The organism is Micromonospora coerulea (assembly GCF_016598485.1).
Lineage (GTDB): Bacteria > Actinomycetota > Actinomycetes > Mycobacteriales > Micromonosporaceae > Micromonospora > Micromonospora coerulea.
This window is the reverse complement of the sequence record NZ_JAEMUW010000005.1, coordinates 152,504-179,348: the sequence shown is the minus strand read 5'-3', so window position 1 is coordinate 179,348 and position 26,845 is coordinate 152,504. Positions and strand designations below refer to the sequence as shown.

General features: G+C 72.2%; 24 protein-coding genes and 1 pseudogene. 10 read left to right on the top strand and 15 right to left on the bottom strand.

The genetic code is table 11. From position 1 onward, the window contains the following. Positions 1–71 precede the first annotated feature (71 nt). Positions 72–1,031 (top strand): GNAT family N-acetyltransferase, encoded by a 960-nt coding sequence (locus I8N68_RS09295; RefSeq protein ID WP_200209467.1) that lies wholly within the window; start codon positions 72–74, stop codon positions 1,029–1,031. Between the two features lie 93 nt (positions 1,032–1,124). Here the strand turns inward: I8N68_RS09295 and I8N68_RS09290 are convergent, their stop codons facing one another. Next, positions 1,125–1,580, bottom strand: a complete 456-nt coding sequence (locus I8N68_RS09290; protein ID WP_200209466.1) for a gamma-glutamylcyclotransferase — start codon at positions 1,578–1,580, stop codon at positions 1,125–1,127. A gap of 106 nt (positions 1,581–1,686) precedes the next feature. Between I8N68_RS09290 and I8N68_RS09285 the strand changes: the two genes are divergently transcribed. Next, positions 1,687–3,090 carry an NAD(P)H-quinone dehydrogenase gene (locus I8N68_RS09285; RefSeq protein ID WP_200209465.1) on the top strand — a complete coding sequence of 468 codons (1,404 nt, stop codon included), beginning with the start codon at positions 1,687–1,689 and terminating at the stop codon, positions 3,088–3,090. Positions 3,091–3,255: 165 nt separating this feature from the next. Here the strand turns inward: I8N68_RS09285 and I8N68_RS09280 are convergent. Continuing rightward, a pseudogene (locus I8N68_RS09280) lies at positions 3,256–3,699 on the bottom strand (DUF998 domain-containing protein); the annotation flags it as partial. A 203-nt stretch (positions 3,700–3,902) separates the two neighbouring features. Beyond that, positions 3,903–4,511 (bottom strand): DedA family protein, encoded by a 609-nt coding sequence (locus I8N68_RS09275; protein ID WP_200209464.1) that lies wholly within the window; start codon positions 4,509–4,511, stop codon positions 3,903–3,905. 502 nt (positions 4,512–5,013) lie between these two features. Here I8N68_RS09275 and thrS point away from each other — a divergent pair. Further along, positions 5,014–6,246 (top strand): threonine--tRNA ligase, encoded by a 1,233-nt coding sequence (thrS, locus tag I8N68_RS09270; protein ID WP_307812731.1) that lies wholly within the window; start codon positions 5,014–5,016, stop codon positions 6,244–6,246. 119 nt (positions 6,247–6,365) lie between these two features. Here the strand turns inward: thrS and I8N68_RS09265 are convergent, their stop codons facing one another. The 3 genes from I8N68_RS09265 to I8N68_RS09255 are packed head-to-tail and all read right to left on the bottom strand — an operon-like array spanning position 6,366 to position 10,773. After that, positions 6,366–8,426 (bottom strand): ABC transporter ATP-binding protein, encoded by a 2,061-nt coding sequence (locus tag I8N68_RS09265; RefSeq protein WP_372433687.1) that lies wholly within the window; start codon positions 8,424–8,426, stop codon positions 6,366–6,368. Next, positions 8,423–10,156, bottom strand: coding sequence for an ABC transporter ATP-binding protein (locus I8N68_RS09260; RefSeq protein WP_200209462.1), 1,734 nt, complete (start codon positions 10,154–10,156; stop codon positions 8,423–8,425). Before I8N68_RS09260 ends, I8N68_RS09265 begins: the two co-directional genes overlap by 4 nt. After that, the gene (locus I8N68_RS09255) at positions 10,150–10,773 is read right to left on the bottom strand and encodes a MarR family winged helix-turn-helix transcriptional regulator (protein ID WP_234039173.1); all 624 of its coding nucleotides are present in this window, start codon (positions 10,771–10,773) and stop codon (positions 10,150–10,152) included. The genes I8N68_RS09260 and I8N68_RS09255 overlap by 7 nt, the downstream gene beginning before the upstream one ends. Here I8N68_RS09255 and I8N68_RS09250 point away from each other — a divergent pair. Next, positions 10,763–11,320, top strand: coding sequence for a TetR/AcrR family transcriptional regulator (locus I8N68_RS09250; RefSeq protein ID WP_200209461.1), 558 nt, complete (start codon positions 10,763–10,765; stop codon positions 11,318–11,320). The genes I8N68_RS09255 and I8N68_RS09250 overlap by 11 nt on opposite strands. Before the next feature lie 109 nt (positions 11,321–11,429). Here I8N68_RS09250 and I8N68_RS09245 read toward each other — a convergent pair whose 3' ends face one another. Next, positions 11,430–12,869: a GuaB1 family IMP dehydrogenase-related protein gene (locus I8N68_RS09245; RefSeq protein WP_200209460.1), complete on the bottom strand. Its 1,440-nt coding sequence runs from the start codon at positions 12,867–12,869 to the stop codon at positions 11,430–11,432. A gap of 236 nt (positions 12,870–13,105) precedes the next feature. Continuing rightward, positions 13,106–14,857 (bottom strand): acetyl/propionyl/methylcrotonyl-CoA carboxylase subunit alpha, encoded by a 1,752-nt coding sequence (locus tag I8N68_RS09240; RefSeq protein ID WP_200209459.1) that lies wholly within the window; start codon positions 14,855–14,857, stop codon positions 13,106–13,108. A gap of 131 nt (positions 14,858–14,988) precedes the next feature. Between I8N68_RS09240 and I8N68_RS09235 the strand changes: the two genes are divergently transcribed. From I8N68_RS09235 to I8N68_RS09220, 4 genes are all read left to right on the top strand, one after another. Further along, on the top strand, positions 14,989–15,618 hold the full coding sequence (locus I8N68_RS09235) for a PadR family transcriptional regulator (RefSeq protein ID WP_234039164.1): 630 nt from the start codon (positions 14,989–14,991) through the stop codon (positions 15,616–15,618). Between the two features lie 124 nt (positions 15,619–15,742). Next, the gene (locus I8N68_RS09230; protein ID WP_200209458.1) at positions 15,743–16,702 is read left to right on the top strand and encodes an ATP-binding cassette domain-containing protein; all 960 of its coding nucleotides are present in this window, start codon (positions 15,743–15,745) and stop codon (positions 16,700–16,702) included. An 18-nt stretch (positions 16,703–16,720) separates the two neighbouring features. Then, on the top strand, positions 16,721–17,476 hold the full coding sequence (locus I8N68_RS09225) for an ABC transporter permease (RefSeq protein WP_200209457.1): 756 nt from the start codon (positions 16,721–16,723) through the stop codon (positions 17,474–17,476). A 58-nt stretch (positions 17,477–17,534) separates the two neighbouring features. After that, the gene (locus tag I8N68_RS09220) at positions 17,535–18,764 is read left to right on the top strand and encodes an MFS transporter (RefSeq protein ID WP_200209456.1); all 1,230 of its coding nucleotides are present in this window, start codon (positions 17,535–17,537) and stop codon (positions 18,762–18,764) included. A gap of 51 nt (positions 18,765–18,815) precedes the next feature. Here the strand turns inward: I8N68_RS09220 and I8N68_RS09215 are convergent, their stop codons facing one another. From I8N68_RS09215 to I8N68_RS09190, 6 genes are all read right to left on the bottom strand, one after another. Further along, positions 18,816–19,469, bottom strand: a complete 654-nt coding sequence (locus tag I8N68_RS09215; protein WP_200209455.1) for an O-methyltransferase — start codon at positions 19,467–19,469, stop codon at positions 18,816–18,818. A 9-nt stretch (positions 19,470–19,478) separates the two neighbouring features. Next, complete coding sequence (locus I8N68_RS09210) at positions 19,479–20,135, bottom strand: Maf family protein (protein WP_200209454.1); 657 nt, start codon at positions 20,133–20,135, stop codon at positions 19,479–19,481. A gap of 10 nt (positions 20,136–20,145) precedes the next feature. Next, complete coding sequence (mycP, locus tag I8N68_RS09205; protein ID WP_200209453.1) at positions 20,146–21,255, bottom strand: type VII secretion-associated serine protease mycosin; 1,110 nt, start codon at positions 21,253–21,255, stop codon at positions 20,146–20,148. Positions 21,256–21,287: 32 nt separating this feature from the next. Continuing rightward, positions 21,288–22,727, bottom strand: a complete 1,440-nt coding sequence (locus I8N68_RS09200) for a hypothetical protein (protein WP_200209452.1) — start codon at positions 22,725–22,727, stop codon at positions 21,288–21,290. Beyond that, on the bottom strand, positions 22,724–23,176 hold the full coding sequence (locus I8N68_RS09195; protein ID WP_200209451.1) for a hypothetical protein: 453 nt from the start codon (positions 23,174–23,176) through the stop codon (positions 22,724–22,726). Before I8N68_RS09195 ends, I8N68_RS09200 begins: the two co-directional genes overlap by 4 nt. Positions 23,177–23,291: 115 nt before the next feature. Then, entirely contained in the window at positions 23,292–23,507 is a 216-nt protein-coding gene (locus tag I8N68_RS09190; protein ID WP_200209450.1) for an acyl-CoA carboxylase subunit epsilon, read from the bottom strand. Between the two features lie 91 nt (positions 23,508–23,598). Here I8N68_RS09190 and I8N68_RS09185 point away from each other — a divergent pair, with 91 nt between their 5' ends. Next, positions 23,599–25,674: a serine/threonine-protein kinase gene (locus I8N68_RS09185; RefSeq protein WP_200209449.1), complete on the top strand. Its 2,076-nt coding sequence runs from the start codon at positions 23,599–23,601 to the stop codon at positions 25,672–25,674. 90 nt (positions 25,675–25,764) lie between these two features. Then, positions 25,765–25,995: a hypothetical protein gene (locus I8N68_RS09180; RefSeq protein WP_200209448.1), complete on the top strand. Its 231-nt coding sequence runs from the start codon at positions 25,765–25,767 to the stop codon at positions 25,993–25,995. Between the two features lie 88 nt (positions 25,996–26,083). On the opposite strand, the gene I8N68_RS09175 is transcribed toward I8N68_RS09180, so the two are convergent. After that, positions 26,084–26,836 (bottom strand): GH25 family lysozyme, encoded by a 753-nt coding sequence (locus I8N68_RS09175; protein ID WP_200209447.1) that lies wholly within the window; start codon positions 26,834–26,836, stop codon positions 26,084–26,086. Positions 26,837–26,845: the final 9 nt, after the last annotated feature.

Below are 26,845 nucleotides of genomic sequence, written 5' to 3'. Positions count from 1 at the left end.
GGCCGGCTTCCCCGGCGGCCGGGCAAAAAATGGGCGGCGCGGCAGGCGGGCCGCCTGCCAGGATCGGCGGCGTGACGCTCCCCGCCGCCTGGACCACCCGCCGATCCACCCTCGACGATGTACCGGTGATCCTCGCGGTGGTGCACGCCGCCGACACCTTCGCCATCGGCTACCCCGACTTCTCCGCCGAGGACGTGGCGGAGTGCCTGACCGCACCGAACTTCGACCCGGCGGTGGACTCCTGGCTCGGGCTGGACCCGGATGCCGCGGTCGTCGCCTGGGCGACCGTCGACAACCCGACCGGAAAGGGACGCGAGTTCGTCGAGGTGTACGTCGACCCCGACCGCGGGTCCGCGCTCCGCGCCCCGCTGCTGGACCGGCAGCTCGCCCGGGTCGGTGAGCGGGCCGCCGAGCGGGGCCTGCCGTCGCTCACCGTCCGGTGCGCCGCGTACGAGCCCGAGGAGCAGTGGCGGAAGATCCTCCTCGACGCCGGATTCGCCCTGGTCAAGCGGTACGTCCGGATGAGTCGTCCGCTGGCCGGGCTGCCGGCCGCCCCGCCGGCTCCGCCGACCGGCGTGACGGTCCGTCCGGTCCGTGCCGACGACGAGGCGGACCTGCGCACCTTCCACCGGGTCTACGACATCGCGTTCCGGGACACCCTCGACTACGAGCCGCAGGACTATGCCGCCTGGCGGGCCCGGTTCGGCGCCGACACGGCGTGGGACGAGTGGTGGGTGGCCGAGGTGGACGGGGAGCCGGCCGGCGTGCTCCAGTCCTCCGGACAGGGGCTCGACCAGAACGAGGGCTGGGTGAAGAACCTGGCCGTGCTGCCCGAGTGGCGGCGCCGGGGGGTGGGGGCGGCGCTGCTGGCCCACGCCTTCGCCGGGTACGCGGCCAAGGGCCGGGCCAGCGCCGGCCTCGGGGTCGACCTGACCAACCTGACCGCCCCGCTCTCCCTCTACCGGTCGGTGGGGCTGCGCGAGGTGCGGGCCGTCGACATGTACGAGCTGGTGATCAAGGCCGCTGGCTGACCCCGCCGCCGACGTGTGGCGTTGACGACCCGGTCAGGGGTCGGCGGGCGGTCGGGGCGGCGGCCGGAGCAGACTGGAGGCGTGCGATACGCGCTACGCCGACGCGGTGCCGGTGGGGCGGGACCGCAGCTCGGTGACGTAGTCGTCCGGCGCGCCCGCCTTCTCCGCCGCGTTCGCGATCTCCGACAGGTACCACGAGGTCGGCAGGCCGCCCTCGTAGCCGTCGAAGACGTAGACCCACGCGGTCACATCCCCGTCCAGGGTCGAGACGCGGACGGTGAGCTTGCGGTACGTCCCGGCGGTCACGCCCTCGATCTCGTCGAGCTGGGCGGCGTCGTAGGGGTGGATGTCGTACAGCGCCACGAAGACCCGGTCACCCGGGGACTCGACCACGGTGCTGACCGAGCCCTCCCAGCCGATGACGTCCTCGCCCGCGAAGGTGAGCCGCCACCCCTCCAGCCAGCCGATGCCCACCATCGGCGAATGCGGGCAGTAGGCGCGCATCCGGGCGGGATCCAGGTTTGAGCCGTAAGCGGCGTAATGACGCACGGCGATGACGATAGCCCGCCCGGCGGGTGGGGGAGAATACGACGGTGCGTGTCGAGCGCGTGGGGGAGAAGAAAGTCACTGTGAGAACTGACGAGGGGCGAGCGCTGTGAGCCAGATCGTGATCATCGGCGGCGGGCCGGCCGGATACGAGGCGGCGCTGGTCGCCGCCCAGCTCGACGCCGATGTCACCGTGGTCGAGGCGGAGGGGGCCGGCGGCGCCTGCGTGCTCTCCGACTGCGTCCCGTCGAAGACCTTCATCGCCAGCTCGGAGGTGGTGACCGGCTACCGGGACACCGAGGAGTTCGGGGTGCACTCCGACGGGCTGGAGGCGGTCACCGTCGACGCCCGGGCGGTGCACGGCCGGGTGAAGCGGCTCGCGCTGGCCCAGTCGGCCGACATCCACACCAAGCTGATCAAGGCCGGGGTGGAGTTCGTCGCCGGCACCGCCCGGCTGGGCGAGGACACGCTCGGTCACACCCACCGGGTGATCGTGACGCCGGCCGACGGCGCCGACGAGTACTCCATCGCCGCCTCCACCGTGCTGATCGCCACCGGCGCGACCCCGCGCCAGCTCCCCACCGCGGTGCCGGACGGCGAGCGCATCCTGACCTGGCGCCAGGTGTACGACCTGCCGGAGCTGCCCGAGCACCTGATCGTGGTCGGCTCCGGCGTCACCGGTGCCGAGTTCGCCAGCGCGTACCTGGCGATGGGCGTCCAGGTCACCCTGGTCTCCAGCCGGGACCGGGTGATGCCGCACGAGGACGCGGACGCGGCGATGGCCATCGAGCGGGTGTTCCGCAACCGGGGCATGAGCATCCTCAACAACTCCCGCGCCGACGCGGTCCGCCGGACCGACGACGGCGTGGAGGTCGAGCTCTCCGATGGTCGCAAGGTGCACGGCTCGCACGCGCTGATCGCCGTCGGCTCGGTCCCGAACACCGCCGGCCTGGGGCTCGCCGAGTACGGCGTGCAGCTGGCCCGGGGCGGCTACGTCACGGTCGACCGGGTGTCCCGCACCAACGTCCCCGGCGTCTACGCCGCCGGCGACTGCACCGGGGTGCTGCCGCTGGCCAGCGTCGCCGCCATGCAGGGCCGGATCGCGATGTGGCACGCGCTCGGCGAGGCGGTCCGGCCACTGCGGCTGCGTACCGTCGCCGCGAACGTCTTCACCGACCCGGAGCTGGCCACCGTCGGCGTCTCGCAGGACGAGGTGGACTCCGGCAAGGTCCCCGCCCGCCAGGTGATGCTGCCGCTGTCCGGCAACGCCCGGGCGAAGATGGCCGACCTGGCCGACGGCTTCGTGAAGCTGTTCTGCCGGCCGGCGAGCGGCCAGGTGATCGGCGGCGTGGTCGTGGCGCCGAAGGCCAGCGAGCTGATCCTGCCGATCACCATGGCGGTGGAGAACAACCTCACGGTGAACGAGCTGGCCCAGACCATCACCATCTACCCGAGCCTCTCCGGCTCCATCACCGAGGCCGCCCGCCAGCTCATGCTCCACGAACTGGAGTAACCCCGCTCCTTCCCCCTCCTCCTCCCCCGGGCCGATCGTGCGGCTGGTCGGCCCCTGGGTGAGGTCAACCTCGGTGCCGTTCCCGTCGGGCCGGCGGACCAGGCTCGCCGCCACCACGGCGAGCAGGCCGACCTCGGTGAGGATCAGCAGCCGTTCGGCCAGGCCGAGCAGCACCCGGTCGCCGGGGTAGGCGGACCAGATCATGGCCGCGGCGAAGGCCAGGCTGGTCAGCGCGAGGGCGCGCAGCCAGGAGGCGGCGCGGCCCCGGTGCCGGGCGAGCAGCCACCCGGCGAGCGGCAGGGCGAGGAAGGCGACCACCGAGGCGTACCGGTGCAGGTAGGCGCCGGCATCCATGGGCGCGCCCGGCTCGTTGGTCGGCACCAGCGCGGCGACCACCAGCCCGGCGGTCCACGCGCCCAGCAGGACGCCCGCCGGCCGACCCGCCCCGAGCCGACGGAGAACCGGGATCAGGACGGCGGTGGCCGCGGCGAGCACCGCCATCGCCACGTCGATCACGCCGCCCCGGTCGGAGACGGCGAAGTCGCTGACGGTCAGCGACCACGGGTCCAGGTCGTCGTTCACTTGGACATGACCGAGTACGGCGAGCATCGCCGCCACGGCGATCCCGCCGAGGGCGAGCAGGCCACGGGTCCGGGTTCCAGGCATGCCTCAGCCTGTCGCCGAGGGCACCCGAAGCGGATCCGGGACCGCCACCGACATCGATCCCCGGGAGGACCCCTAGAGGGCGCCCCATCGGGTGCGGCTGTTGCCGCCGCGGCGACAACAGCCGCAGCACCCGGTGCGAGCGGCGGTCAGTCGACCGGGACCTCGGCGCGCGCGTTACGGGCGCCGATCGCGGTGATCGCCCAGCCTGCGGCCGCGAAGCCGACCGCGGCGGCGCCGGCGATCAGCGCCATCCGCCAGGCCGACTGGGTCAGCGCGGTCCCGCCGAGGTGCCCGACCAGCGTTCCGTACGTCGCCCAGCCGGCCGCCGCGGCGGCCTCGTAGACCACGAACAACCGGTACGGGTAGCGGCTGCGCCCGGCGGAGAAGCAGGCGGCCATCCGGCCACCCGGCACGAAGCGGCAGAGCAGGATCACCAGCGGTCCCGGTTCGCGCAGGCCCCGGGTGACCTTGCCGGCCATCCGGCGCGCCCGGCCGGGCATCACGTGCCGGGGCTGCCGCCGGTCCGGGGCGCGCCGGCCGAGCAGGTAGCAGGCCAGGTCCCCGGCGAAGACGCCGAGCGCGCCGACGGCGATGGTGAGCGGCAGGCTCAGCCCGCCGTACACGGTCAGCGCGCCGCTGGTGATCATGACGACCTGGGTCGGGATGACCGGTACGAAGGCGTCGGCGACGAGCAACCCCAGCAGTGCGAGGTACGCCCACGTCGGCGACGCGACGTCAGTGATGAGTTGGGCCACGACTGCCACCTCGCCGGTCTCCCCCGATTGCCTGCACCGAGCCTGACGGCGTGTCCGGCGTCACCGGGCGGGGACCTGGCCGGTGGTGACCGCTGACACGGCAGGCCCACTGAATGTGAACGACCCGGCGACGCCGGATGTGACGGGACGTCGGCGTGGCTTCCGGCGCCGCTTCGGGCGGCGGATCGGCGGTCGTCGGCGTACCGTGGTCGGCGCGCGGCCCCATGGGCGTCGGGTCCCCCGTTCCTGACGACCGGGCCGCCGCGGGTCGCCGGCAGGTCCCGTGCCGGCGACCCGCCCCCTCTCCGTCGACCGCGCCCCGAAATCCGGGTGCGCGCGGCGACGACGCGCGCGTACCGTCGCCGCATGCGCAGCGCAGTGGTGACCACGACGCCGGGAATCCCCGGCGTGCCACGCTGACGTAACCGTCGACCAGGCCCCGGGGCGAACCGCCCCGGGGCCTCGTCGCGTTCCGGGCCAGCTCGCCTCCGGGTCGTACCCGATCAAGGAGAGCGACATGATCGACCACCGCAGGCTCGGCCGGGAGCTGGAGCTGTTCGTCTCCGACCCGCTCGCGGGCGCCGGTCTGCCCATCTGGCTGCCGGCCGGCGCCGCGGCCCGGCACGCGGTGGAGGAGTACGTCCGCGACCTGGAGCGCCTGGCCGGCTACCGGCACGTCTACTCGCCGCCGCTGGGCAAACGGGAGCTGTTCGAACTCTCCGGGCACCTGGGCTACTTCGCCGACGACATGTTCCCGGCGATGCGGCTGAGCGCCGACGACGAGTTCGTGCTCCGGCCGGCGCTCTGCCCGCACCACGCGCTGGTGTTCCGCGCCCGCGGCCGCTCCTACCGGGAGCTGCCGCTGCGGATCGCCGAGCTGGGCGGGATGTACCGGGCGGAGCGCTCCGGGGTGCTGGGCGGGCTGTCCCGGGTGCGCGCCATCTCGCTGAACGACGCGCACAACTTCTGCGCGCTGGAGCAGGTCGGGGACGAGGTCCGCGAGATCCTGCGGCTGATCCGCGAGGCGCACGCCGCGCTGGGCGTACGACCGGCCGCGTTCCGGCTGTCGCTGCGCGGGCCCGGCGAGAAGTACGTCGGTGACGACGCCCAGTGGGCCCGGGCCGAGGAACTGCTCCGCGCCGCGCTCGACGGGGTGGACTTCACCGAGGAGCCCGGGGAGGCGGCCTTCTACGGGCCGAAGATCGACATCCAGATCGTCGACGCGGCCGGCCGGGAGTCCACCATCTCCACCATCCAGCTCGACTTCGACAAGCCGGAGAAGTTCGACCTGTCGTACACCGACGCGGACGGGTCGCGGCGGCGGCCGGTGCTGGTGCACCGGAGCCTGGTCGGCAGCATGGAGCGGCTCTTCGCGTACCTGATCGAGGTGCACGCGGGCGCCTTCCCGGCCTGGTACGCCCCGGTCCAGCTGCTCCTGCTCCCGGTCGACGAGGGGCAGGCCGGGCCAGCCGTCGACGTGGTCCGCCGGGCCGAGGCGGCCGGGCTGCGGGCCGAGGTCGACGTGGCCGGCTCGCTGGGCGCCCGGATCCGCGACGCCGCCCGCCGCCGCATCCCGTACGTCGGCGTGGTGGGTCCGCGCGAGGTGGCCGACGGCGCGGTCTCGCTGCGGCTCCGCGACGGTCGCGGGCTGGCCCCGATGCCCGTCGCCGACGCCCTGGGGCTGATCGAGCGGGTGGTCGCCGCCCGTTCCGGCGACCTGCTGCCGGAGCACTGATGCGGCGCCTCCGTCGTCGCGCCCCCGGGGGCGCGACGACGGGTGGCCGGCCCGATGGCCCGCCGACTCCCGTCCGTCGTGGACGGCAGCCGGTGTGGGGCCGGATCCCTCGTCCACCGTCAGTTCCCGGCCGTCGCCGGTTGGGCGAGTTGGTCGGTCTCGTCGGCGACCACCGCCTCGGCGAACTGGGACCGGTACAGGCGGGCGTAGGGCCCGTCGGCGGCGACGAGCTGGTCGTGGGTGCCCTGCTCGACGATCCGCCCGTTCTCCATCATCAGGATCAGGTCGGCGTCGCGGATGGTGGACAGCCGGTGCGCGATGACGAAGCTGGTCCGGTCCGAGCGCAGCGCGGCCATCGCCCGCTGGAGCAGCACCTCGGTGCGGGTGTCCACCGAGCTGGTCGCCTCGTCGAGGATGAGCAGCGACGGCTCGGCCAGGAACGCCCGGGCGATGGTGATGAGCTGCTTCTCGCCGGCGCTGACGTTGCTCCCCTCCTCGTCGATCACCGTGTCGTACCCGTCGGGGAGGCTGCGAACGAACCGGTCCACGAAGGTGGCCCGGGCGGCGGCCAGGATCTCCTCCTCGGTGGCGTCCGGCCGGCCGTAGGCGATGTTGTCCCGGATGGTGCCGCCGAAGAGCCAGGTGTCCTGGAGGACCATGCCGATCCGGCTGCGCAGCTCGTCCCGGCGCAGTGCGGTGATGTCCACGCCGTCGAGGGTGATCCGGCCGGCGTCCAGCTCGTAGAAGCGCATGATCAGGTTGACCAGGGTGGTCTTGCCGGCGCCGGTCGGCCCGACGATCGCCACGGTGTGGCCGGGCTCGGCCACCAGCGACAGGTCGTCGATCAGCGGCTTGTCCGGGTCGTACCGGAAGGAGACGTGGGAGAACTCGACCCGGCCGGTGACCCGGGCCGGTGCGGGCCGGTCCGGGGTCTGCTCCTCGGCGTCGAGCACCGCGAAGACCCGCTCGGCGGAGGCCACCCCGGACTGGAGCAGGTTCGCCATCGAGGCGACCTGGGTGAGCGGCTGGGTGAACTGCCGCGAGTACTGGATGAACGCCTGCACGTCGCCGAGACTCATCCTCCCGGACGCCACCCGCAGCCCGCCGACCACGGCGATCGCCACATAGCTGAGGTTCCCGACGAACATCATCGCCGGCATGATGATCCCGGAGATGAACTGGGCGCCGAAGCTGGCGTGGAACAGCTCGTCGTTCTTCGCCGCGAAGGCGGCCTGCACCTCGCGCTGCCGGCCGAAGACCTTGACCAGCTCGTGGCCGGTGTACGCCTCCTCGATGTGGCCGTTCAGCTCGCCGGTGTGCGTCCACTGGGCGATGAACTTGCGCTGCGACCGCTTGGCGATCTGCCGGGTGACGAGCACCGACAGCGGCACCGCGACCAGGGCGACCAGCGCCAGCAACGGCGAGATCCAGAACATCATCGCCAGCACGCCGATCAGGGTCAGCAGCGAGGTGAGCAGCTGGCTGAGGGTCTGCGAGAGGGTCTGCGAGATGTTGTCGATGTCGTTGGTGACCCGGCTGAGCAGTTCACCGCGTGGCTGGTGGTCGAAGTAGGGCAGCGGCAGCCGGTTGAGCTTCTCCTGTACCTCGGCACGCAGCCGCAGCACGGTCCGCTGCACCACGCCGTTGAGCAGCCAGCCCTGCCACCAGAGCAGCAGGCTGGCCGCCAGGTAGAGCGCGAGGGCCAGGGCGAGCACCCGGCCGAGGGCGGTGAAGTCGATTCCGGCGCCGGGCACCACGTCCATCCGCGCGAGCATGTCGGCGAAGTTGTCGTTGCCGGCCGCCCGGGCCGCCGCCGCGGCCTGCTCCGTGCTGGTCCCGGCGGGCAGCTGCCGGCCGATCACCCCGCTGAAGATGATGTCGGTGGCGTGGCCGAGGAGCTTCGGCCCGGCGACGCTGAGCCCGACGCTCACCAGAGCCAGCGCGATGACGGCAGCCAGCTGGAGCCGGTGCGGCCGCAGCCGGCCGAGCAGCCGCCGGGCCGACGGGCCGAAGTTCATCGACTTCTCGGTGGGCATCCCGGCGCCCATCCACGGCGGTCCGCCGGGGCGCCGGCCGGTGGGCGGTAGCCGCTTCGGCGTCGCCCCCTCCGGGCCCTGCTTCTGGCCCGGTACGGCGATCCGGCCGTCCCGGGGGCCCGGCTGTCTGGTCGGCTCGCTCACGCCGCCACCTCCGCGGTCTGCTGGGACGCCACGATCTCGGCGTACGTCGGGCAGTTCTCCAGCAGCTCCTGGTGTCGTCCGATGCCGACGACGCCCCCGTCCTCGAGCACGATGATCTGGTCGGCGTCGACGATCGTGGAGACCCGCTGGGCCACGATCACCACCGTCGCGTCCGCGGTGACCGGCTTGAGCGCGGCCCGCAGCCGGGCGTCGGTGCCGAGGTCGAGCGCCGAGAACGAGTCGTCGAAGAGGTAGATCTCCGGCTGGCGGACCAGCGCCCGGGCGATCGCCAGCCGTTGCCGCTGGCCGCCGGAGACGTTCGTGCCGCCCTGGGCGATCGGCGCGTCCAGCCCGCCCGGCATCTCGGCCACGAAGTCCCGCGCCTGGGCGATCTCCAGCGCCGCCCACAGCTCGGCGTCGGTGGCGTCCGGGTTGCCGTACCGCAGGTTGCTGGCCACCGTTCCGCTGAACAGGTACGGCCGCTGCGGCACCAGCCCGATCCGGCGCCACACCTCGTCCGGTTCCAGCAGCCGCACGTCGACCCCGTCGACCAGCACCGCGCCGGCGGTCGGGTCGACCAGCCGGGGGATCAGCGTGAGCAGGGTGGTCTTGCCGGCGCCGGTGGAGCCGATGACGGCCGTGGTCCGGCCGGGGCCGGCCCGGAACGAGATGTCGTGCAGCACCGGCGCGCTCGCCCCCGGGTACCGGAAGGCGACGCGGCGCAGCTCCAGCTCGGCGCGCCTGGTCACCGCGATCATCGGCTCGGCCGGCGGCACCACCGACGACTCGGTGTCCAGCACCTCGACGATCCGTTCGGCGCACACCGCCGCGCGCGGCACCATCATCAGCATGAAGGTGGCCATCATGACGGCCATCAGGATCTGCATCAGGTACTGCAGGAAGGCGGTCAACGCGCCGATCTGGATCTGGCCGGCGTCGACCCGCTGCGCGCCGAACCAGAGCACCGCGACGCTGGACACGTTGAGCACCAGCATCACCAGCGGGAAGATCAGGGCCATCAGCCGGCCGACGCGCAGCGCGGTCGCGGTCAGGTCGTCGTTGGCGACGCCGAACCGCTGCGTCTCGTACGGCTCGCGGACGAACGCCCGGACCACCCGGATGCCGGTGATCTGCTCGCGCAGCACCCGGTTCACCGCGTCGATCCGGGTCTGCATCTCCCGGAATCCCGGCACCATCCGCCGGATGATCAGGCCCAGCGCGATCGCCAGCACCGGCACGCTGACCACCATCAGCCAGGAGAGCCCGAGGTCCTCGCGCAGCGCCATCACCACGCCGCCGACGCACATGATCGGCGCGGCGACCAGCATGGTGCAGCTCATCAGCACGAGCATCTGCACCTGCTGCACGTCATTGGTGTTCCGGGTGATCAGCGACGGCGCGCCGAACCGGGCGACCTCGCGGGCGGAGAAGCGGTTGACGTGCTCGAAGATGGCCCCGCGTACGTCCCGCCCGAACCCCATGGCGGTCCGCGCCCCGAGGTACACCGCGGCGATCGAGCAGGCGATCTGGAGCAGGCTGACCACCAGCATCCAGCCGCCCGTACGCATGATCTGGTCGGTGTCGCCGAGGGCGACGCCCCGGTCGATGATGTCGGCGTTGAGGCTCGGCAGGTAGAGCGAGGCCATCGTGCCGACGAACTGCAGCGCCACCACGGCCGCGAGGAGTCGGCGGTACGGGCGCAGCTGGTGGCGGAGCAGGCGGATCAGCATGCACGGCTCCCCGGGTTCGTCTCGGGTGCGGATTCCTGTTCTGGGTTCAACCGCCCGACCTCCCCGTCGGACATGGTCGTCACCAGTTCGGTGAGGAACTCCCGGATCACCGCCTTCTTCGCCGGGTCGGCGTCCACGGAGGTGAGCGGTCGGTCGCTGTGGATCAGTTCGGCGAGCTGCTGGGCGTGCCGGCGACCCTGGTCAGTCAGGGTCAGCTGCACGGTGCGGCGGTCGGTGCCCTCCCGGCGACGCTCGACGAAGCCGTCGCGTTCGAGGGTGTCGACGATGCCGGTGAGGGTGGCGGGGCGGACGAAGCACCGCTCGGCGACCTCCCGGTGGGTGCTGTCGCCGACGCGGCTGAGAATGAACAGCACCCGCATGCCCGCCGAGGTGAGGCCGTGGTGCTCCGCCAGATAGCGGCCCCAGTGCTGCTCGACGACATGGCCGGCGATTGCGAGCAGTCGACCGAGCGGCGCGTGCTGGAGCATGTCGGGGAAGCGGACGAGCGGTTCCATCTTCACAGGCGTCAGATTAGCCACCAAACCGTCAGGGGCCAAACTATATTCGGAGAACGCAATCTTGTCGCTGCCAAGATATGCTCGCGGGGTGACGACCATGCGCGGATACCACCATGGCGATCTGCGGCGGGCCCTGCTCGCCGCCGCGGTCGAGGCGATCGGCGAGTCCGGGCCGGCCGCGCTCAGCCTGCGGGACCTGGCCCGTCGGGCCGGCGTCTCACACGCCGCGCCCGCGCACCACTTCGGCGACAAGGCCGGCCTGCTCACCGCCCTCGCCGCCGAGGGCTACGACCTGCTCGCCGAGGCGCTGAGCCGGCCCGGCGACGACCTGCTCGAGAGCGGCGTGGCGTACGTCCGCTTCGCCGTCGACCACCGCGCCCACTTCGAGGTGATGTTCTCGCCGGGGCTCTACCGGGCCGACGATCCCGAGGTGGCCGCCGCGCGCGCCCGGGCCGGGGCGGCGCTGCGCGGCGGGGTCGCCGCCCTGCCCGCCCGCGCGGCGGCTGAGCCCGCCCGGGACGCCCTCGCGGCCTGGTCGATCGTGCACGGCTTCGCCACGCTCTGGCTGGCCGGCGCGCTGCCGCCGGACGCGGGCCGGGACCCGGAGCAGGCCGCCCGGAACGTGATCCGCCGCCTCTTCGAGTGACCTGACCCGGTGATCGACTCCACTCCGCTCCCGGCCCCGCCGGTGATCAAGAGGCTGGCGTCGTCAGATCCGCGCGAACCTCTTGATCAACAGCGGTGGTGGGTGCGGGTCACCAGCTGGTGGGCAGCGGCATTCCCTCGGTGTAACCGGCGGTGCTCTGGACGCCCACGAGGGCCTGCTCGTGGAACTCGTCGAGGTTGCGGGCGCCGGCGTAGGTGAAGGCGCTGCGCACCCCGGAGATGATCTCGTCGATCAGGTCCTCGACGCCGGGGCGGGCCGGATCCAGGTACATCCGGGCCGAGGAGATGCCCTCCTCGAAGATCGCCTTCCGGGCCCGGTCGAACGCGCTGTCCTCGGCCGTCCGCGCGCTGACCGCCCGAGCCGACGCCATGCCGAAGCTCTCCTTGTAGCGCCGGCCGTCCGCGTCGGTGTAGAGGTCGCCGGGAGACTCGTAGGTGCCGGCGAACCAGGAACCGATCATCACGTTGGACGCCCCGGCGGCCAGGGCCAGCGCCACGTCGCGCGGGTGGCGTACGCCGCCGTCGGCCCAGACGTGCCGGCCGAGCGCGCGGGCCGCCGCCGCGCAGTCGAGGACCGCCGAGAACTGCGGCCGGCCCACCCCGGTCATCATCCGGGTGGTGCACATCGCGCCCGGGCCGACGCCCACCTTGACGATGTCGGCGCCCGCCTCGACCAGGTCGCGTACGCCGTCGGCGGTGACCACGTTGCCGGCCGCGACCGGCACCGCGGGGTCGAGCTTGCGGACCGCCCGCAGCGCCGAGATCATCCGCTCCTGGTGCCCGTGCGCGGTGTCCACGACCAGCGTGTCCACCCCCGCCTCCAGCAGGGCGGCGGCCTTGCCGGTCACGTCGCCGTTGATGCCCACCGCGGCGGCGATCCGCAGCCGGCCCCGGTCGTCGAGGGCCGGCTTGTAGAGGGTGGCGCGCAGCGCGCCCTGCCGGGTGAGCACCCCGACCAGCCGACCCTCGGCGTCCACCACCGGGGCGAGCCGCCGCCGGCCGGCCGAAAGCCGGTCGAAACCGGTACGCGGGTCGGCGTCCGCCGGCACGGTGTGCAGCTCGGTCGACATCACGTGCCGGAGCTGGGCGAACCGGTCCACGCCCACGGTGTCCGCCTCGGTGACCACGCCGAGCGGGCGGCCGGCCTCGTCGATCACCATCACCGCACCGTGCGAGCGCTTCGGCAGCAGGTGGATCGCGTCGCCCACGGTGTCGGTGGGGCCGAGCGTGATCGCCGTGTCGTGCACCAGGTGCCGCTGCTTGACCCAGGCGACGACGTTCGCCACCACCTCGATCGGGATGTCCTGCGGGATCACCGCGATGGCGCCGCGCCGGGCGACGGTCTCCGCCATCCGGCGGCCGGAGACCGCGGTCATGTTCGACACCACCAGCGGGATGGTGGTGCCGGTGCCGTCGCCGGTGGCCAGGTCGACGTCGAGTCGCGAGCCCACCTCGGAGCGGGCCGGCGCCATGAAGACGTCGTTGTAGGTCAGGTCGTGCGCGGGAACCGCGCCATGAAGAAACCGCACCCGGCCATCATTCCTGCTCGGGCCCCGGACCGCCCCCGCTGGTGTCCCAAACCACCCGGCCGGCCGCCGTCCGGCCGTCCCGGCGGGGCGAGGGTACGGCCGCCCGGTGACGCGTGTCGCGTCGGGCGGGGCATATACCTGATGAGCGATATACCTGAGAGGCATAAATATGACTCACAGGCATATCGCTCACGGTGGTGTCAGTTCCCAGCACCGGCGAGCCGTCGGGCGACGGGTCAGGCGATGGTGCAGATGGCGGCGCCGGCGGTGATGACCGCGCCGACCTCGGCGGAGAGGCCGGTGACGATGCCCGCCTTGTGGGCGTGCAGCGGCTGCTCCATCTTCATCGCCTCCAGGACGACGACCAGGTCGCCCTCGGCGACGGTGTCCCCGTCCGCGACCGCGATCTTGACGATGGTGCCCTGCATGGGGGAGGTGAGCGCGTCACCGCTGACCGCGGCGCCGGCCTTGGCCCCGCCGCCCCGGCGGGCCGGCTTCTTCGCGGCGGGCGCGCCGGTGGCCGTACCGCTGCCGAGGCCGGCGGGCAGGACCACCTCCAGCCGCTTGCCACCCACCTCGACCACGACGGTTTCGCGCTCGGCCGGCGCCTCGGCGGCCCCGGCGGCGGCGGTGAACGCCGGCACGGTGTTGTCGAACTCGGTCTCGATCCACCGGGTGTGCACGGTGAACGGCTCGGCGGTGAACGCCGGGTCCCGGACCACGAGCCGGTGGAACGGCAGCGCGGTGGCCATGCCGTCGACGACCATCTCATCCAGCGCCCGGCGGGCCCGCTCGATCGCCTCGGCGCGCGTCTCGCCGGTGATGATCACCTTGGCCAGCAGCGAGTCGAAGTTGCCGCCGATCACGTCCCCGGCCGAGATGCCGGTGTCCACCCGGACCCCCGGGCCGGTGGGCAGCCGCAGCGCGGTGACGGTGCCCGGGGCGGGCAGGAAGTTGCGGCCCGGGTCCTCGCCGTTGATCCGGAACTCGATCGAGTGGCCGCGCGGGGTGGGGTCTTCGGTGAACCGCAGCTTCTCGCCGTCGGCGATCCGGAACTGCTCGCGGACCAGGTCGATGCCGGCGGTCTCCTCGGTGACCGGGTGCTCGACCTGGAGCCGGGTGTTGACCTCCAGGAAGGAGATGGTGCCGTCCACGCCGACCAGGTACTCGACCGTGCCGGCGCCGTGGTAGCCGGCCTCGCGGCAGATCGCCTTGGCGCTGTCGTGGATCTGCTTGCGCTGGGCGTCGGTGAGGAACGGCGCGGGCGCCTCCTCCACCAGCTTCTGGTGCCGGCGCTGCAGCGAGCAGTCCCGGGTACCGACCACGATCACGTTGCCGTGCTGGTCGGCCAGGACCTGCGCCTCGACGTGCCGGGGCTGGTCCAGGTACCGCTCGACGAAGCACTCGCCGCGGCCGAACGCGGCGACCGCCTCGCGGGTGGCCGACTCGAACAGCTGCGGGATCTCCTCCATGGTGCGGGCGACCTTCAGGCCACGACCGCCGCCGCCGAAGGCGGCCTTGATGGCGACCGGCAGACCGTGGTCGACGGCGAAGGCCATCACCTCGTCGGGGCTGCCCACCGGGTCCGCCGTGCCGGGGACCAGGGGAGCGCCGGCGCGCTGGGCGATGTGCCGGGCGGTGACCTTGTCACCGAGGTCGCGGATGGCCTGGGGGGTGGGGCCGACCCAGGTCAGCCCGGCGTCCATGACGGCCTGGGCGAAGTCGGCGTTCTCGGAGAGGAAGCCGTAGCCGGGGTGCACGGCGTCGGCGCCGGCCTTGCCGGCGATGTCGATCAGCTTGTCGATCCGCAGGTAGCTCTCCGCCGCGGTGTCGCCGCCGAGCGCGTACGCCTCGTCCGCGAGGGTGACGTGCAGGGCGTCCCGGTCCGAGTCCGCGTAGACGGCGACGCTGTCCAGACCGGCGTCGCGGCAGGCGCGGATGACGCGGACGGCGATCTCGCCGCGGTTGGCGATGAGTACCTTGCGCACCTTGGTAGCTCCTCCCGGGAGGTCGATGCCGGGAGTGTATCGGCCGGCCCGGCGACCCTAACGATCGCTCAGTGTGGGATGCCGCACTCGTTTTGCGAGCACTAGTCAAACTTGTCTATTACGCTTGTCCGATGTCGGCCACACGCATGATGATCCTCGGGCTGGTCAGGTGGATGCAGCCGGTGCACGGGTACGACGTGCGCCGCGAGCTGCTGAGCTGGAACGCGGACAAGTGGGCGAACATCCAGCCCGGTTCGATCTACCACGCGTTGCGCAAGCTGACCGAGGAGGGGCTGCTCCGGGCGGTCGCCACCGAGCAGGTCGGCGGCCGGCCGGCCCGGACCACGTACGAGATCACCGAGAAGGGCGCCGACGAGTTCGAGAGCCTGCTGCGCGGGCTGTGGTGGCAGCTGCACGAGCCGACCGACCCCTTCACGGCGGCCTTCTCCTTCCTGCCCGCCCTGCCCCGCGAGGAGGCGGCCGCGGCCCTGCGCAACCGGGCGATGCTGCTGCGGGCCGGCGCCGAGTCGATGCGGGCGGCGATGGACTCGGAGTGGATGCGGACCACCCGGCCGGTGCACGTGAGCTGGATCTTCGAACTCTGGTCCGCCCGGTCGGAGGCGGAGGTCGCCTGGTGCGAGCGGATCGCGGAGCGGATCGAGTCCGGGGTGTCGTACCTGCCTGCTGGACTGCCCGCCAAGGAGAGCTGGGTCGAGTGGCAGCAGCGGACCGCCGATCCGGATGACTCCTCCACGCAATAATCAACGTTGACTAGAAGCGCTATATCGCGTTAGTTTTAGCCCGCACAACGGGGGGAGAGCGCCGTCCGGCGTCGTCCCCAGGCGAGAACGGCCGGCGCGCCGGCCCGGACGACCAGGAGCAGAAATGATCGAGACCAGGGGACTGCGGAAGTCCTTCCGCTCCCGGGCGGGTCGCGAGACGAAGACCGTGGACGCCGTCAGAGGCGTCGACCTCACGGTGGCGGAAGGCGAGATCTTCGGCTTCCTCGGCCCCAACGGCGCCGGCAAGACCACCACCTTGCGGATGCTCGCCACGCTCATCGAGCCCGACGGCGGCGAGGCCACCATCGCCGGCGCCGACCTGCGCACGGATCCGGCCGAGGTGCGCCGCCGGATCGGCTACGTGGCCCAGGGCGGCAGCACCTGGGACGAGTCCACCGCCCGCGAGGAGCTGGTCCTGCACGCCCGGCTCTACGGCATCGGCAAGGCCGAGGCGCACCGGCGGGCCGCCCGCGCCCTGGACGCCTTCCAGCTCACCGAGTACGCCGACCGCAAGTGCAAGACCTACTCCGGCGGCCAGCGGCGGCGGGTGGACATCGCCCTCGGCATCATCCACGAGCCGAAGATCGTCTTCCTGGACGAGCCGACCACCGGCCTCGACCCGCAGAGCCGGGCGCACATGTGGGACGAGATCCGCCGGCTGCGCGCCGACGGGATGACCGTCTTCATCACCACGCACTACCTGGACGAGGCGGACGCGCTCTGCGACCGGATCGCGATCATGGATCACGGCGAGGTGGTCGCCGAGGGCACCCCGGCCGAGCTGAAGCGCGAGATCTCCGGCGACGTCGTGCTCGTCGGCCTCGACGCCGCCGCCACCCCACAGGCGGCGGAGGTGCTCGACACCGAGCCGTACGTCAACAAGCTGGAGACCGGCGACGAGGGCGGCCTGCGCCTCTACGTAGACGAGGGCGCCACCGCCATCCCGCAGGTGCTGCGCCGCCTCGACCACGCCGGGCTGGACCTGCGCTCCATCGAGCTGCACCGGCCCAGCCTCGACGACGTCTTCCTCACCAAGACCGGCCGCTCGCTGCGCGAGTCCTGAGACACCGGAGACAAGACCATGAAGCTCCTCCGCGACACCTGGCTCATCTTCGAGCGCCAGATCCAGCTGCTGCTGCGCAACCCGGTCTGGGTCTTCGTCGGCGTCTTCCAGCCGGTGATGTACCTGCTGCTCTTCGCCCCGCTGCTCAAGCCGGCGCTGAACGCGCCCACCCAGGCGGCGGCTTACAAGATCTTCGTGCCCGGCCTGCTGGTGCTGCTGGCCATCTTCGGCGGCCTGTTCCAGGGCTTCGGCCTGATCGCCGAGCTGCGCGCCGGGGTCATCGAACGCTCCCGGGTCACCCCGGTCAGCCGGCTCGCCCTGCTGCTCGGACGCTCGCTGCGGGACGTGGTCTCGCTGATCGTGCAGGCCGTCATCATCACCCTGCTGGCGCTCCTGTTCGACCTGCGGGTCTTCATCGGGGACCTGCTGCTGGCGTACCTGATGCTGGCGCTGATCGCGCTGATGACCTCGGCCGTCTCGTACGGCGTCGCGCTCAAGGTCAAGAGCGAGGACGCACTCGCCCCGCTGATGAACACCGTCGCCCAGCCGGTGCTGCTGCTCTCCGGCATCCTGCTGCCGCTCACCTTCGCCCCCGGCTGGCTCCAGGGCATCGCCGACTGGAACCCGTTCTCCTGGGCGGTCGACGGCACCCGGGCGCTCTTCGCCGGCGACCTCGGCAACGACAAGGTCTGGCAGGGGCTGAGCATCATCGCGGTGCTCGCCGCCGCCGGCGTGGTCTGGGCGGCCCGGCAGTTCGCCCGCAGCGTGCGCTGAGAGAGCTGCCTCTCACCAGGGGCGGGGCACCCGGTCCGGCGCTTGTAGCGTAAGGCCGGTGCCCCGCCTCACTCATGACCGGACCACCTGGCTGACCTACGCACAGCTGGGGCTGTGGGGCTTCTTCCTCTACGGGTTCGGCCCGGTGGTCCCGCTGCTCCGCGACGAGCAGGGCACCAGCGCCGCCGTCGCCGGGCTGCACAGCACCGGCATCGCCGTCGGCGCGCTGCTCGGCGGGGCACTCTTCCCGCCGGTCGCCCGCCGGCTCGGCCGCGGCTCCGCCATCTGGCTCGGGCTCGCCGGCGTGGCCGCCGGCGTCACCGCGCTCGGTACCCTGCACCCGCTGCCGGCGACCATCGCCTCCGTCGCGGTGATCGCCACCTTCGGCATGATGGTGATCAGCGGGGTCAGCGTCGTGCTCACCGCACACCACGGCCCCGCCGCGCCCGCCGCCCTCACCGAGGCCAACGCCGCCTGCGCCGGCATGGGCATCCTCGCCCCGCTGGTCATCGGCGCCACCGTCGGGGCTGGCCTCGGCTGGCGGCCGGTGATGGCCGTCGAGGTCGGGCTGATCGCGCTGGTCGCCCTCGCCGCCCTGACCTTCCGGGTACGCCTACCGCACGCCGCCCCCGCTGCCGCGGCTGCCGGTCAGCCCACGGGGTTGACCGATCCCGACGCCAGCTCGTCCGGCCGGCTGCCGCGGGCGTACTGGATCGCCTGGGTGCTGATGGCGATCACCGGTTCCATCGAGGTGTGCCTGTCGCTCTGGACCGCCGACGTGCTGCGCAGCCACGCCGGGCTGAGCGCCGGCGGTGCCTCCGCCGCGGTCGCCGCCATCGTCTGCGGGATGTTCGCCGGCCGGGTGGTCGGCGGCCGGGTCGCCCTGCGCTGGCCGCCGGTGCCGCTGCTGCTGGCGGCGCTCACCGTGTCGCTGGCGGGCTTCGCCCTGTTCTGGGCCGCCTCGGCGGGCTGGCTCGCCGTGACCGGCCTGGTCGTGCTCGGCCTGGGCAACGCCCTGCACTACCCCCTGGCGATCTCCATCGCGCTCGCCGTCGCCGGGCCGGCCGCCGACAAGGCGGCGGGCTGGGCGTCGTACTCGATGGGGGTGGGTTTCGGCATCGCGCCGGTCGCGCTGGGGTGGGTGGCCGACGGGGTGGGGCCGCACCTGGCCTTCCTGCTGCTGCCCGGCTTCATCGCCGCGGCCGCGCTGCTCGCCGTACGGCTCGGTCGCGCCCTGCGCGCCGCCCACCCGGCCGACACCCGCGAGCCGACCCCCGCAACCGTCTGACCCCGCCCGCCCCTGGTCTCGGCCTGGCCTGGCCCGGCCCCTTTGCCGGGCTCAGTGCACCCGGGCGAGCGTGACGCCGTCGGCGATCGGCAGCATCACCACGTCCACCCGGACGTCGGCCAGGATTTCATCGTTGAACGCGGCGATCGCCCGGTCGTCGGCGTTCTGCGGGGCGAGCACCCGGCCACCGCGCAGCGTGTTGTCCACCGCGATCACCGCGCCCGGCCGCATCCGCGGCACCAGCTCATCCCAGTAGATGGGGTAGCCGACCTTGTCCGCGTCGATGAAGGCGAAGTCCAGGTACCGCTCCCGGGGCAGCTCCCGAAGGGTCTCCCCGGCCGGTCCGATGCGCAGCTCGATCCGGTCGTCCACGCCCGCCCGTGTCCAGTAGCGGCGGGCGATGCCGGTGTACTCCTCGGAGATGTCGAAGCAGGTCAACCGGCCACCGTCAGCCAGCCCCCGGGCGATCGCCAGCGAGGAGAGACCGGTGAAGGTGCCTACCTCCACCGCCTGCCGGACCCCCAGCAGCCGGGTGAGGAAGGTCAGGAACGCGGCCTGCTCCGGCGCGACCTGCATGGTCGCCTGGGCCGGCAGCGCCGCCCGGGTCTCCTCGGTCAGCTCACGGACGATCTCGTCGGGAGCGGATCCGTGCGCGACGAGGTAGGCGTGCAGTTCCGGGGTCAGTGGCAGCGGCTTCGTGCTCATGACCGGACGTTAGCCGAGATGGTCGACCTCCTGGCCCCCCGGCGCGACCTTCGTCCACAGGTCGGTGATGCTCAGCTCCAACTCGCGGAGCAGGTTCCGCAGCAGCGGCAGGCTCAACCCCACCACGGTGCCCGGGTCACCCTCGATGCCGGTCAGGAACGCACCACCCAACCCGTCGATGGTGAACGCGCCGGCCACGGCGAGCGGCTCACCCGTCCCCACGTACGCGGCGATTTCCTCGTCGCTGATGTCAGCGAAGTGCACGGTGGTGGACGCGACCGCCTCCGCCCGCACCTCACGGGTGACGTCGATCAGGCAGTGCCCGGTGTGCAGCACCCCGCTGCGCCCGCGCATCCGCTCCCACCGTCGGGTCGCGTCCGCCGCATCGGTCGGCTTCCCGAGGATCTCCCCGTCGAACGCGAGCACCGAGTCGCACCCGAGCACCAGCGTCCGCTCGTCCGGAGTCGCCCGCAGCCGGCCCAGCACCGCCTGCGCCTTGAGCCGGGCCAGCTCCAGGCACAACTCCTCGGCCTGGTCACTGACCACCTGCGACTCGTCGACCCCGCTGACCAGCACGTCGGGTTCGATCCCGGCGGCTTGGAGCAGCTTGCGGCGGGCGGGACTCTGCGAGGCGAGCACGAGGCGCAGCGGTACGGAATTCAGCACCCGACCGACGTTACCGACTTATCCGCGGCGGCGGGTCATCGGCACGGCGACGCCGCCACAGCAGGTAGCCGCCACCCGCGGCGACCAGTACGCCGAGCGTGGCCAGGCCGCGGGCCGTCGCACCGTCGTCTCCACCATCCGACGCCGGCCTCGCGGCGGTCGTCGTGGTCGGGACACTCGGCGCTGATTCGAAGCCGAGCGGCGGTACGTCCGCCGTCAGGGCGGCGACGAGGTCGATGACGCCGTAGCCGTATTCGTCGTCGCGGCCAGGTGGGCCCTTGTCAATGGCAGTGGCCGTGAGCCGGTGCGCGACTTCCTGGGCGGGCAGGTTCGGGTACTGGGACCGGATCAGAGCCGCAGCCCCCGCAACGATGGCTGCGGCGCCCGAAGTGCCTGTGCCTTTGGAGTAGTTGCCGCCGAAACTGGTGCTGTAGATATCTACGGCCGGAGCAACAACATCGATCTCGGCGCCCGTGACTGAGACATAAGCACGCCTGCCGGTCCGGTCAATTCCTCCGACAGCGATCACACCGTATTCCGCGGCGGGATAACCAACGCGCGAGTCCTCGGGCTGGTTCCCCGCTGCGGCCACCACAACAATGCCGGCGCGGAGAGCGTCCTCAACTGCATGTTGAAGGCGAGGGCTTCTTGCCGCCACGGCCGAGATGCTGATTATGTCAGCTCCTTGCTCGACAGCGTATTCGATGCCGGCTGCAAGGGTCCCGGTATCGCCTCCTTCGTTGGTGACCTTGCCCCGCACCGGCAGGATTCTTGCCGCTGGTGCGACTCCAAGCGCCCCAGTTTCATTTCTTTGACCTCGGGCGGCAATCAGACCGGCCATTGCAGTGCCGTGACCGTCTCGGTCTTCTCGGCCATTGCCACTTCCGCCTCCGACCATGTCAATTCCGGGAAGTAGATTTTCGTTCAAATCCGGGTGGGGATCAACACCGGTATCCAGGACGGCGACGATAGTCCCTTCGCCACGGCTGATCCCGTTCGCCTCAATCACTTTCAGGTATTGCAGGTGCCACTGGTCGCTCCGCACCCGATCGGCTCCATGGGGTGCGAAGGCGCCTTGAACGGGTGTGACTAACAGCAGGGCACTGGTCGACGTCAGCAAGGCGGTGAGGGCAAGGTGAGTGCGAGGGCGTCTCACCGGTCGAAACCGATTGCCGGTCCAGGATCGATCGGACCTTGGTCGTCCGGCGGGCGGACCACCGGTGTCACCCCTTCGTCGGTCTCCCACGGGTGGTCTAGGTCCCAGTAGCGCGACCCTGCCTCGCCTTGTTCACGGCGGACCGGCCGCGGGGCCGCTCCGCCGACCGCCTGTGAGCCGTAGCCCATATTGGGACCACCACCCAGAGGTGACAATCCGTGCAGGCCATTTGCATGAGAGTTGCGGCCGGCACCTGGACGGGAACCGGCCGCGCCGGTAGGCGCCGTTCCTGCGCCTCCACCCCCGATCACGCCGCCGATTGGATTGACCCGGCGAGGCGGACTAGCGCCAGCGGCTGGTTGTCCGAGACCCATGCCTGGCGTGCCGCCTATGAGGCCATTTGGCGGCATTGATCGCGCTGGGGCGGCGTGCGGTTGCTCTGAGGTGCCGCCGAAGGCGGAGCGCCCAAGGGCTCCTGTCTCATCTCGTAGTGAGGTTTTGCGTGAGCCGCCACCGCTACCGCCCAGGCCGGAGATGGCGGGCAGGCTCGGTGTCATCCCTACAGCAGTAACTGGCGGTTGAGACGGTGTCGCGGGCGGTATTGACCCTATTGAACCCGGAGTGACTGGGGCGGGTGCCAACCCGGTGCCGGCTCCACCGAGAACAGGGCCGGGCCCGACTGCGAGTCCTGCGCCGGGCTGTGGCTGCGCGGGCGCCACCCGCGCCGCCGCCGACCTTCGGCTGCCGGACGACGTGGCACCGCCCTTAACTACAGGTACCGCGACGATGGGGGGAATCACGGGGGTGGCTGGAGTGCCGTATACGTCTGGATCGACCTGCTCTCGTCCGGGCCAGGTTCTTGGTGCAGGCGGTGGCGTGCGGAGCATTACCTGGGCCTGTTGGAGTTCGCCGCTGAGCCCCGTCATGAGCCCTCGCGCCTGGACGTTAAGCCGTTCGAGGTCTCCGTCGGTCACCGGCGGCTGCTCGGGTAGCCGGCTGCCCGCCACCGCCTTCGGGTCGGCCACCGTCGCCTCGTACGCCTGCTTCTGCTGGAGCTTGGCCGCGTACTCCTGGTAGAGCGGTTCGAGCTCGGCGCGGGTGCTGCCGAGGGCGCGGGTCGCGGCGGCCAGCGCGTCGTAGTTCGCGGCGGCCGTGTCGTGGGTGCGTTGCACCTTGTCGATGAGCTGGTCCAGCTCGCCGATGTACGCGCGGGCGGCGGCGTTGGTCTCCGGCGGCCACGCCTCGGCGAGCCCGCGGCGGTATTCCTTGAGGCGGCTGAGGTGGGTGAGGGCGAGCTCGGAGACCTTGCGCCAACCGGCGACCTGCTTCCAGTGCCCGGTGGTGTCGTGGTCCTGAAGGCAGGCCCACATGCTGAGCACGTCCATCAGTCGCCAGTCGGTGAGGCCGGAGGTCCGGCCGCTGCCTCGCTCGATCACGGCAGCACCACCCGCCCGCTCTCCGGTCCGGTCGGGTCGGGGAGCGGGGGCAGGGGCCCTCTCCCGGTCGCCGAGGGGCCGGTCAGCGCCCGTTCGACGTCGGCCACCCGGGCGGAGGAGAACGCGTCGGAGCCGGCATATTCGTCCGCGATGGCGCCGGCCGCCCAGGCCAGCCGGCCGGTTGCCGGGACCATGCCCCACACCACCTCGGTGGTCGCCTGTTGGGCCTCGTGGTGTGCCTGAAGGAACTGCACCAGCTCGATGAACGCGTCGGCCGGGTTGGGGATGGGGGCCCTCATGTCGTCCGCGATGTAAGACAGGTGCGGGGCGTAGTTCCGCTCGACCTCGGCCTGTAGCCGGTCGGCGAACTCGCGCATCTGTCGGATGTCGGCCTCGATGCCGGCGTAGTCACGCAGCCAGCCCGCCGGCCGGTCCTCCTCGGGGATCATCGACCCTCCTGCCCGTCACCGCACCGTTTCCCTGAGTGAGGTTAATGGCTGCGGCGCGATCTCGGCAGTCCCGACAAATTTCTCCCAGCTCAGGACCGCCGTACCCGAAACAGGCTCAGCGGCGGGGGAGGCCGGAGGCGCGCCACGCGCCGGAGCCGGCGACGGGCCTCGCGTCGGCCGGGCGGCCGCTGCGCGCCCACACGGACGCGGCCACCGGCTCGGGTGCGGCGGTCGGGCGGGTCCGGACGACGATCGCACCGACGAGGGCGGCCAGCTCCTCGGCGGTGGGCACGCCGCGGACGATCCGGAACAGCGGCTCTTCGGCAGACATGGCCTCAGGGTACGCGTCCAGAACTTGACCTTCACCGCACAGTGGCGTGCCGGCGGTGTGAGCGTCGCTGCTGCCGGGTACCGTCTCAGCGATGTCGAACGCGCTTCCCCAACTCGTCGCCGACCGGTACCGGCTCATTTCGCCGCTCGGCCAGGGCGGCATGGGTCGGGTCTGGAAGGCGCGCGACGAGGTGCTGCACCGGGACGTTGCCATTAAGGAGCTCGTTCCGCCGCCCAGCCTCACCCCTGAGGAGCGCCGCGAGATGCGGGAACGCTCCCTACGGGAGGCTCGCGCCATCGCCCGGCTCAACCACATCAACGTGGTCCGCATCTTCGACGTGCTGCGCACCGACGGCGACCCGTGGATCGTCATGGAGTACGTGCCGTCCAGGTCCTTGCAGGACACTCTCGCCGAGGACGGGCCGGTGTCGTCCGCCAAGGCCGTCGAGATCGGACTCGGTGTGCTGGGCGCGTTGAAGGCCGCACACAAGGCCGGTGTGATGCACCGGGACGTCAAGCCGGGCAACGTGCTGCTCGGCGACGACGGCCGGGTGGTGCTCACCGACTTCGGTCTGGCCACCATCCCCGGCGACCCGAACGTCACCCGGACGGGCATGGTGCTCGGCTCGCCCGCGTACATCGCGCCGGAGCGGGCCAAGGACGGCACCGCCGGGCCGGAGGCCGACCTCTGGTCGCTGGGCGCGACCCTCTACGCGGCCGTGGAGGGCAAGTCGCCGTACGCCCGGCCGTCGGCCATCGCCACCCTGGCCGCGCTGGCCACCGAGCCACTGCCGCCGCCGAAGAACGCCGGGCCGCTCAAGCCGGTCCTGCAGGGCCTGCTCCGCAAGGACCCGGCCGAGCGGATGACCGCTGACGTCGCGGAGCGCCTGCTGCGCAAGGCCGTCGGTCGGCGGGTGAAGGGAATCCCGCTGCTGGACGGCGTACGCCGGCCGGGGCCGAACGGTCCGCGCGAGCCGCGTCCGCCGCTGGTGCCGGCGCCGCGTCCAGCCGAGGAGCGCGGCGACCGGCCGGCCGCCACGCCGGCCCCGCGCAAACCCGGCCCGGGTACGGCCGCAGCCGCCGCCGCGGGCGCCGCGCTCGCGGCCGGCGCCGACGCCAGGGCGGCCACCGGGTCGTCCGACGCCGCCCCGACCGCCAAGCTCGACCCGCCGGTGTCCGCTGCGGACGCTGAGCCGACCGCGAAGGTCGAGGCGCCGGCGCCCGCCCTCGACGAGACGCGCGTGGACGGGCCGCCGCCCGTCGCCGACGACACCCACGTGGAGGCACCGGCTGCCACGTCCGACGATGAAACCCGGGCCGATGGGCCGCCGGTCGCCGACGACACCCGGGTCGACGCCCCGCCGCCGCGTCGGCCGGCGAATCCGACCTCGGTCATGCCGGCCCCGGTGAGCCCGGCCCCATCGACCGGGCGGGCCACGGTGGTGCCAGGCACGAAGCCGGACCACCGGCGGCGCAATGTGCTCATGGGCGTGCTGGCCGCGCTGCTGCTCCTCGGGTTGGTGGTGATCGTGCCGCTACTCAACCAGGGCGATGACCCGAAGGACGACGGCGGGGGCCAGCAGGCCGGAGGCGCCGCCGCCACCAGCGCCGCCCCGGCGGAGTCGTCGGCTGCCGCGCCCACCTCGGAGCCGGCCGCGCCGCCGGCGAGCAGCGCCGCCGCCAGCCCGACCCCGTCGGCGAGCCCCTCCGGCACGGGCTTCGCGCTGCCCGCCGGTTGGCGGTACTACCAGGGCCCGAACGGCTTCCGGGTCCCGCTTCCGGACGGTTGGCGGAGCAGCCCCGGCAAGAACTCCGTGACGTTCTCAGAGCCCGACGGCCTGCGTCGGCTGTACGTGCAGTGGACCGACACTCCGAAGAAGGACGCGTACGCGGACTGGAAGCAGCAGGAGCCGTACCGCGACGACTACGTCAGCGGCTACAAGTACGTGAGCATCACGCGCTGCGACGGCTACTACCGAACCTGCGCGGACTGGGACTGGTTGCAGACACGGGACGGCACGCAGATCCACGTGCGCAACAGGGGCGTGGCCACGGCCAGTAACCGGGGCTATGCCCTGCGGTGGGAGGTGCCGGTGGAGGGCTGGGATGCCAACCTCGCCAACTTCGACGTCATCACCAAGGGCTTCAAGCCGGACCGGGTCAACTGAGCTCGACGCTCCTCAAGCACCGCGAAAGTGATTCGCATGGCCTTGCGCCGGACGGGGTACTGGTCCCGTGACGACGGAAGGAGGTGCGACATGGGTTACCGACGCAAGGATTCCCGGCCCCGGCTGGCACTGTGGATGCTGGTCGCGTTGGGGGACATCGTCCTGCTGCTGGTGAGCGCCGGCGTCTCCGCGCTGATGGCGCTGCTCGGTGTCGTGGCCGTCGCCGTCGCCGGGGTGGCCGCCTGGCGCCTGGCGCGGCGGAACGCCCTGGCCGGGGAGGGCCCGGTCGCCGTGCCGGTCCCCGCCCGACGGAGGGCCTGACCGGGTACGGGCGACGGTGGCGGCAGCCGGACCGGCCATCGACCTTTGGTGATAGCCGATCCCGCTGCCGCCGACCGATCCGGGTGGGTCAGGTGTTGTTGGCGAGGGCGATCAGTCGCGTCCGGTCGCCGTTCCAGTAGTTGCGGTCGACGTTGCCGCTGATCCCCGAGACGGTGCCGGTGCTGGTGTACTGCCAGAAGCTCCAGAACGGGGCGCCGGCGGGCAGGGTGCCGACGGTGCTGGACCAGCGGGCGATCCAGAGCGGGTGGTTGGCCCACGGACTCGTCCAGCTGCCGGTGCACTGGTTCCACCAGCTCGTGGTGGTGTAGATGACCGCGTACCGGCCGGTGCGGGACCGGTAGGTGTTGAGGAAGTCCTGGACCCAGCTCCGCATGCCGGAGGTGGTCAGGCCGTAGCAGTAGCCGCCGCTGTACGGGTTGGCCTCCAGGTCGAGGGCCGCCGGAAGGGTCCGGCTGTCGGCGGACCAGGCGCCACCGTTGCTGGCCAGGTAGCCGGCCTGGGTGGCGCCGGAGGAGATGTTCGGCCGGGCGAAGTGGTACGCCCCGCGGATCACCCCGGCGTAGTAGGAGTTCACGTAGTTGGTGTTGAAGTTGGGGTCCTTGTAGCTGGTGCCCTCGGTGGCCTTGATGAAGGCGAACTGGATGCCGGCGTTGCGGACGCTCGTCCAGTTGATCGTGCCCTGGTAGCGCGAGACGTCGATGCCGGGAGTGGTTGCCGCCGCCGCCGGTCCGGCGGTCGCGACGAGGGCCACGGCCGCGGTGGCGACCACGGTGAGGCCGGCGGCGAGGAGCCGGCGTACGGAGAAGCTGGTACGGGCCATTGATGCCTC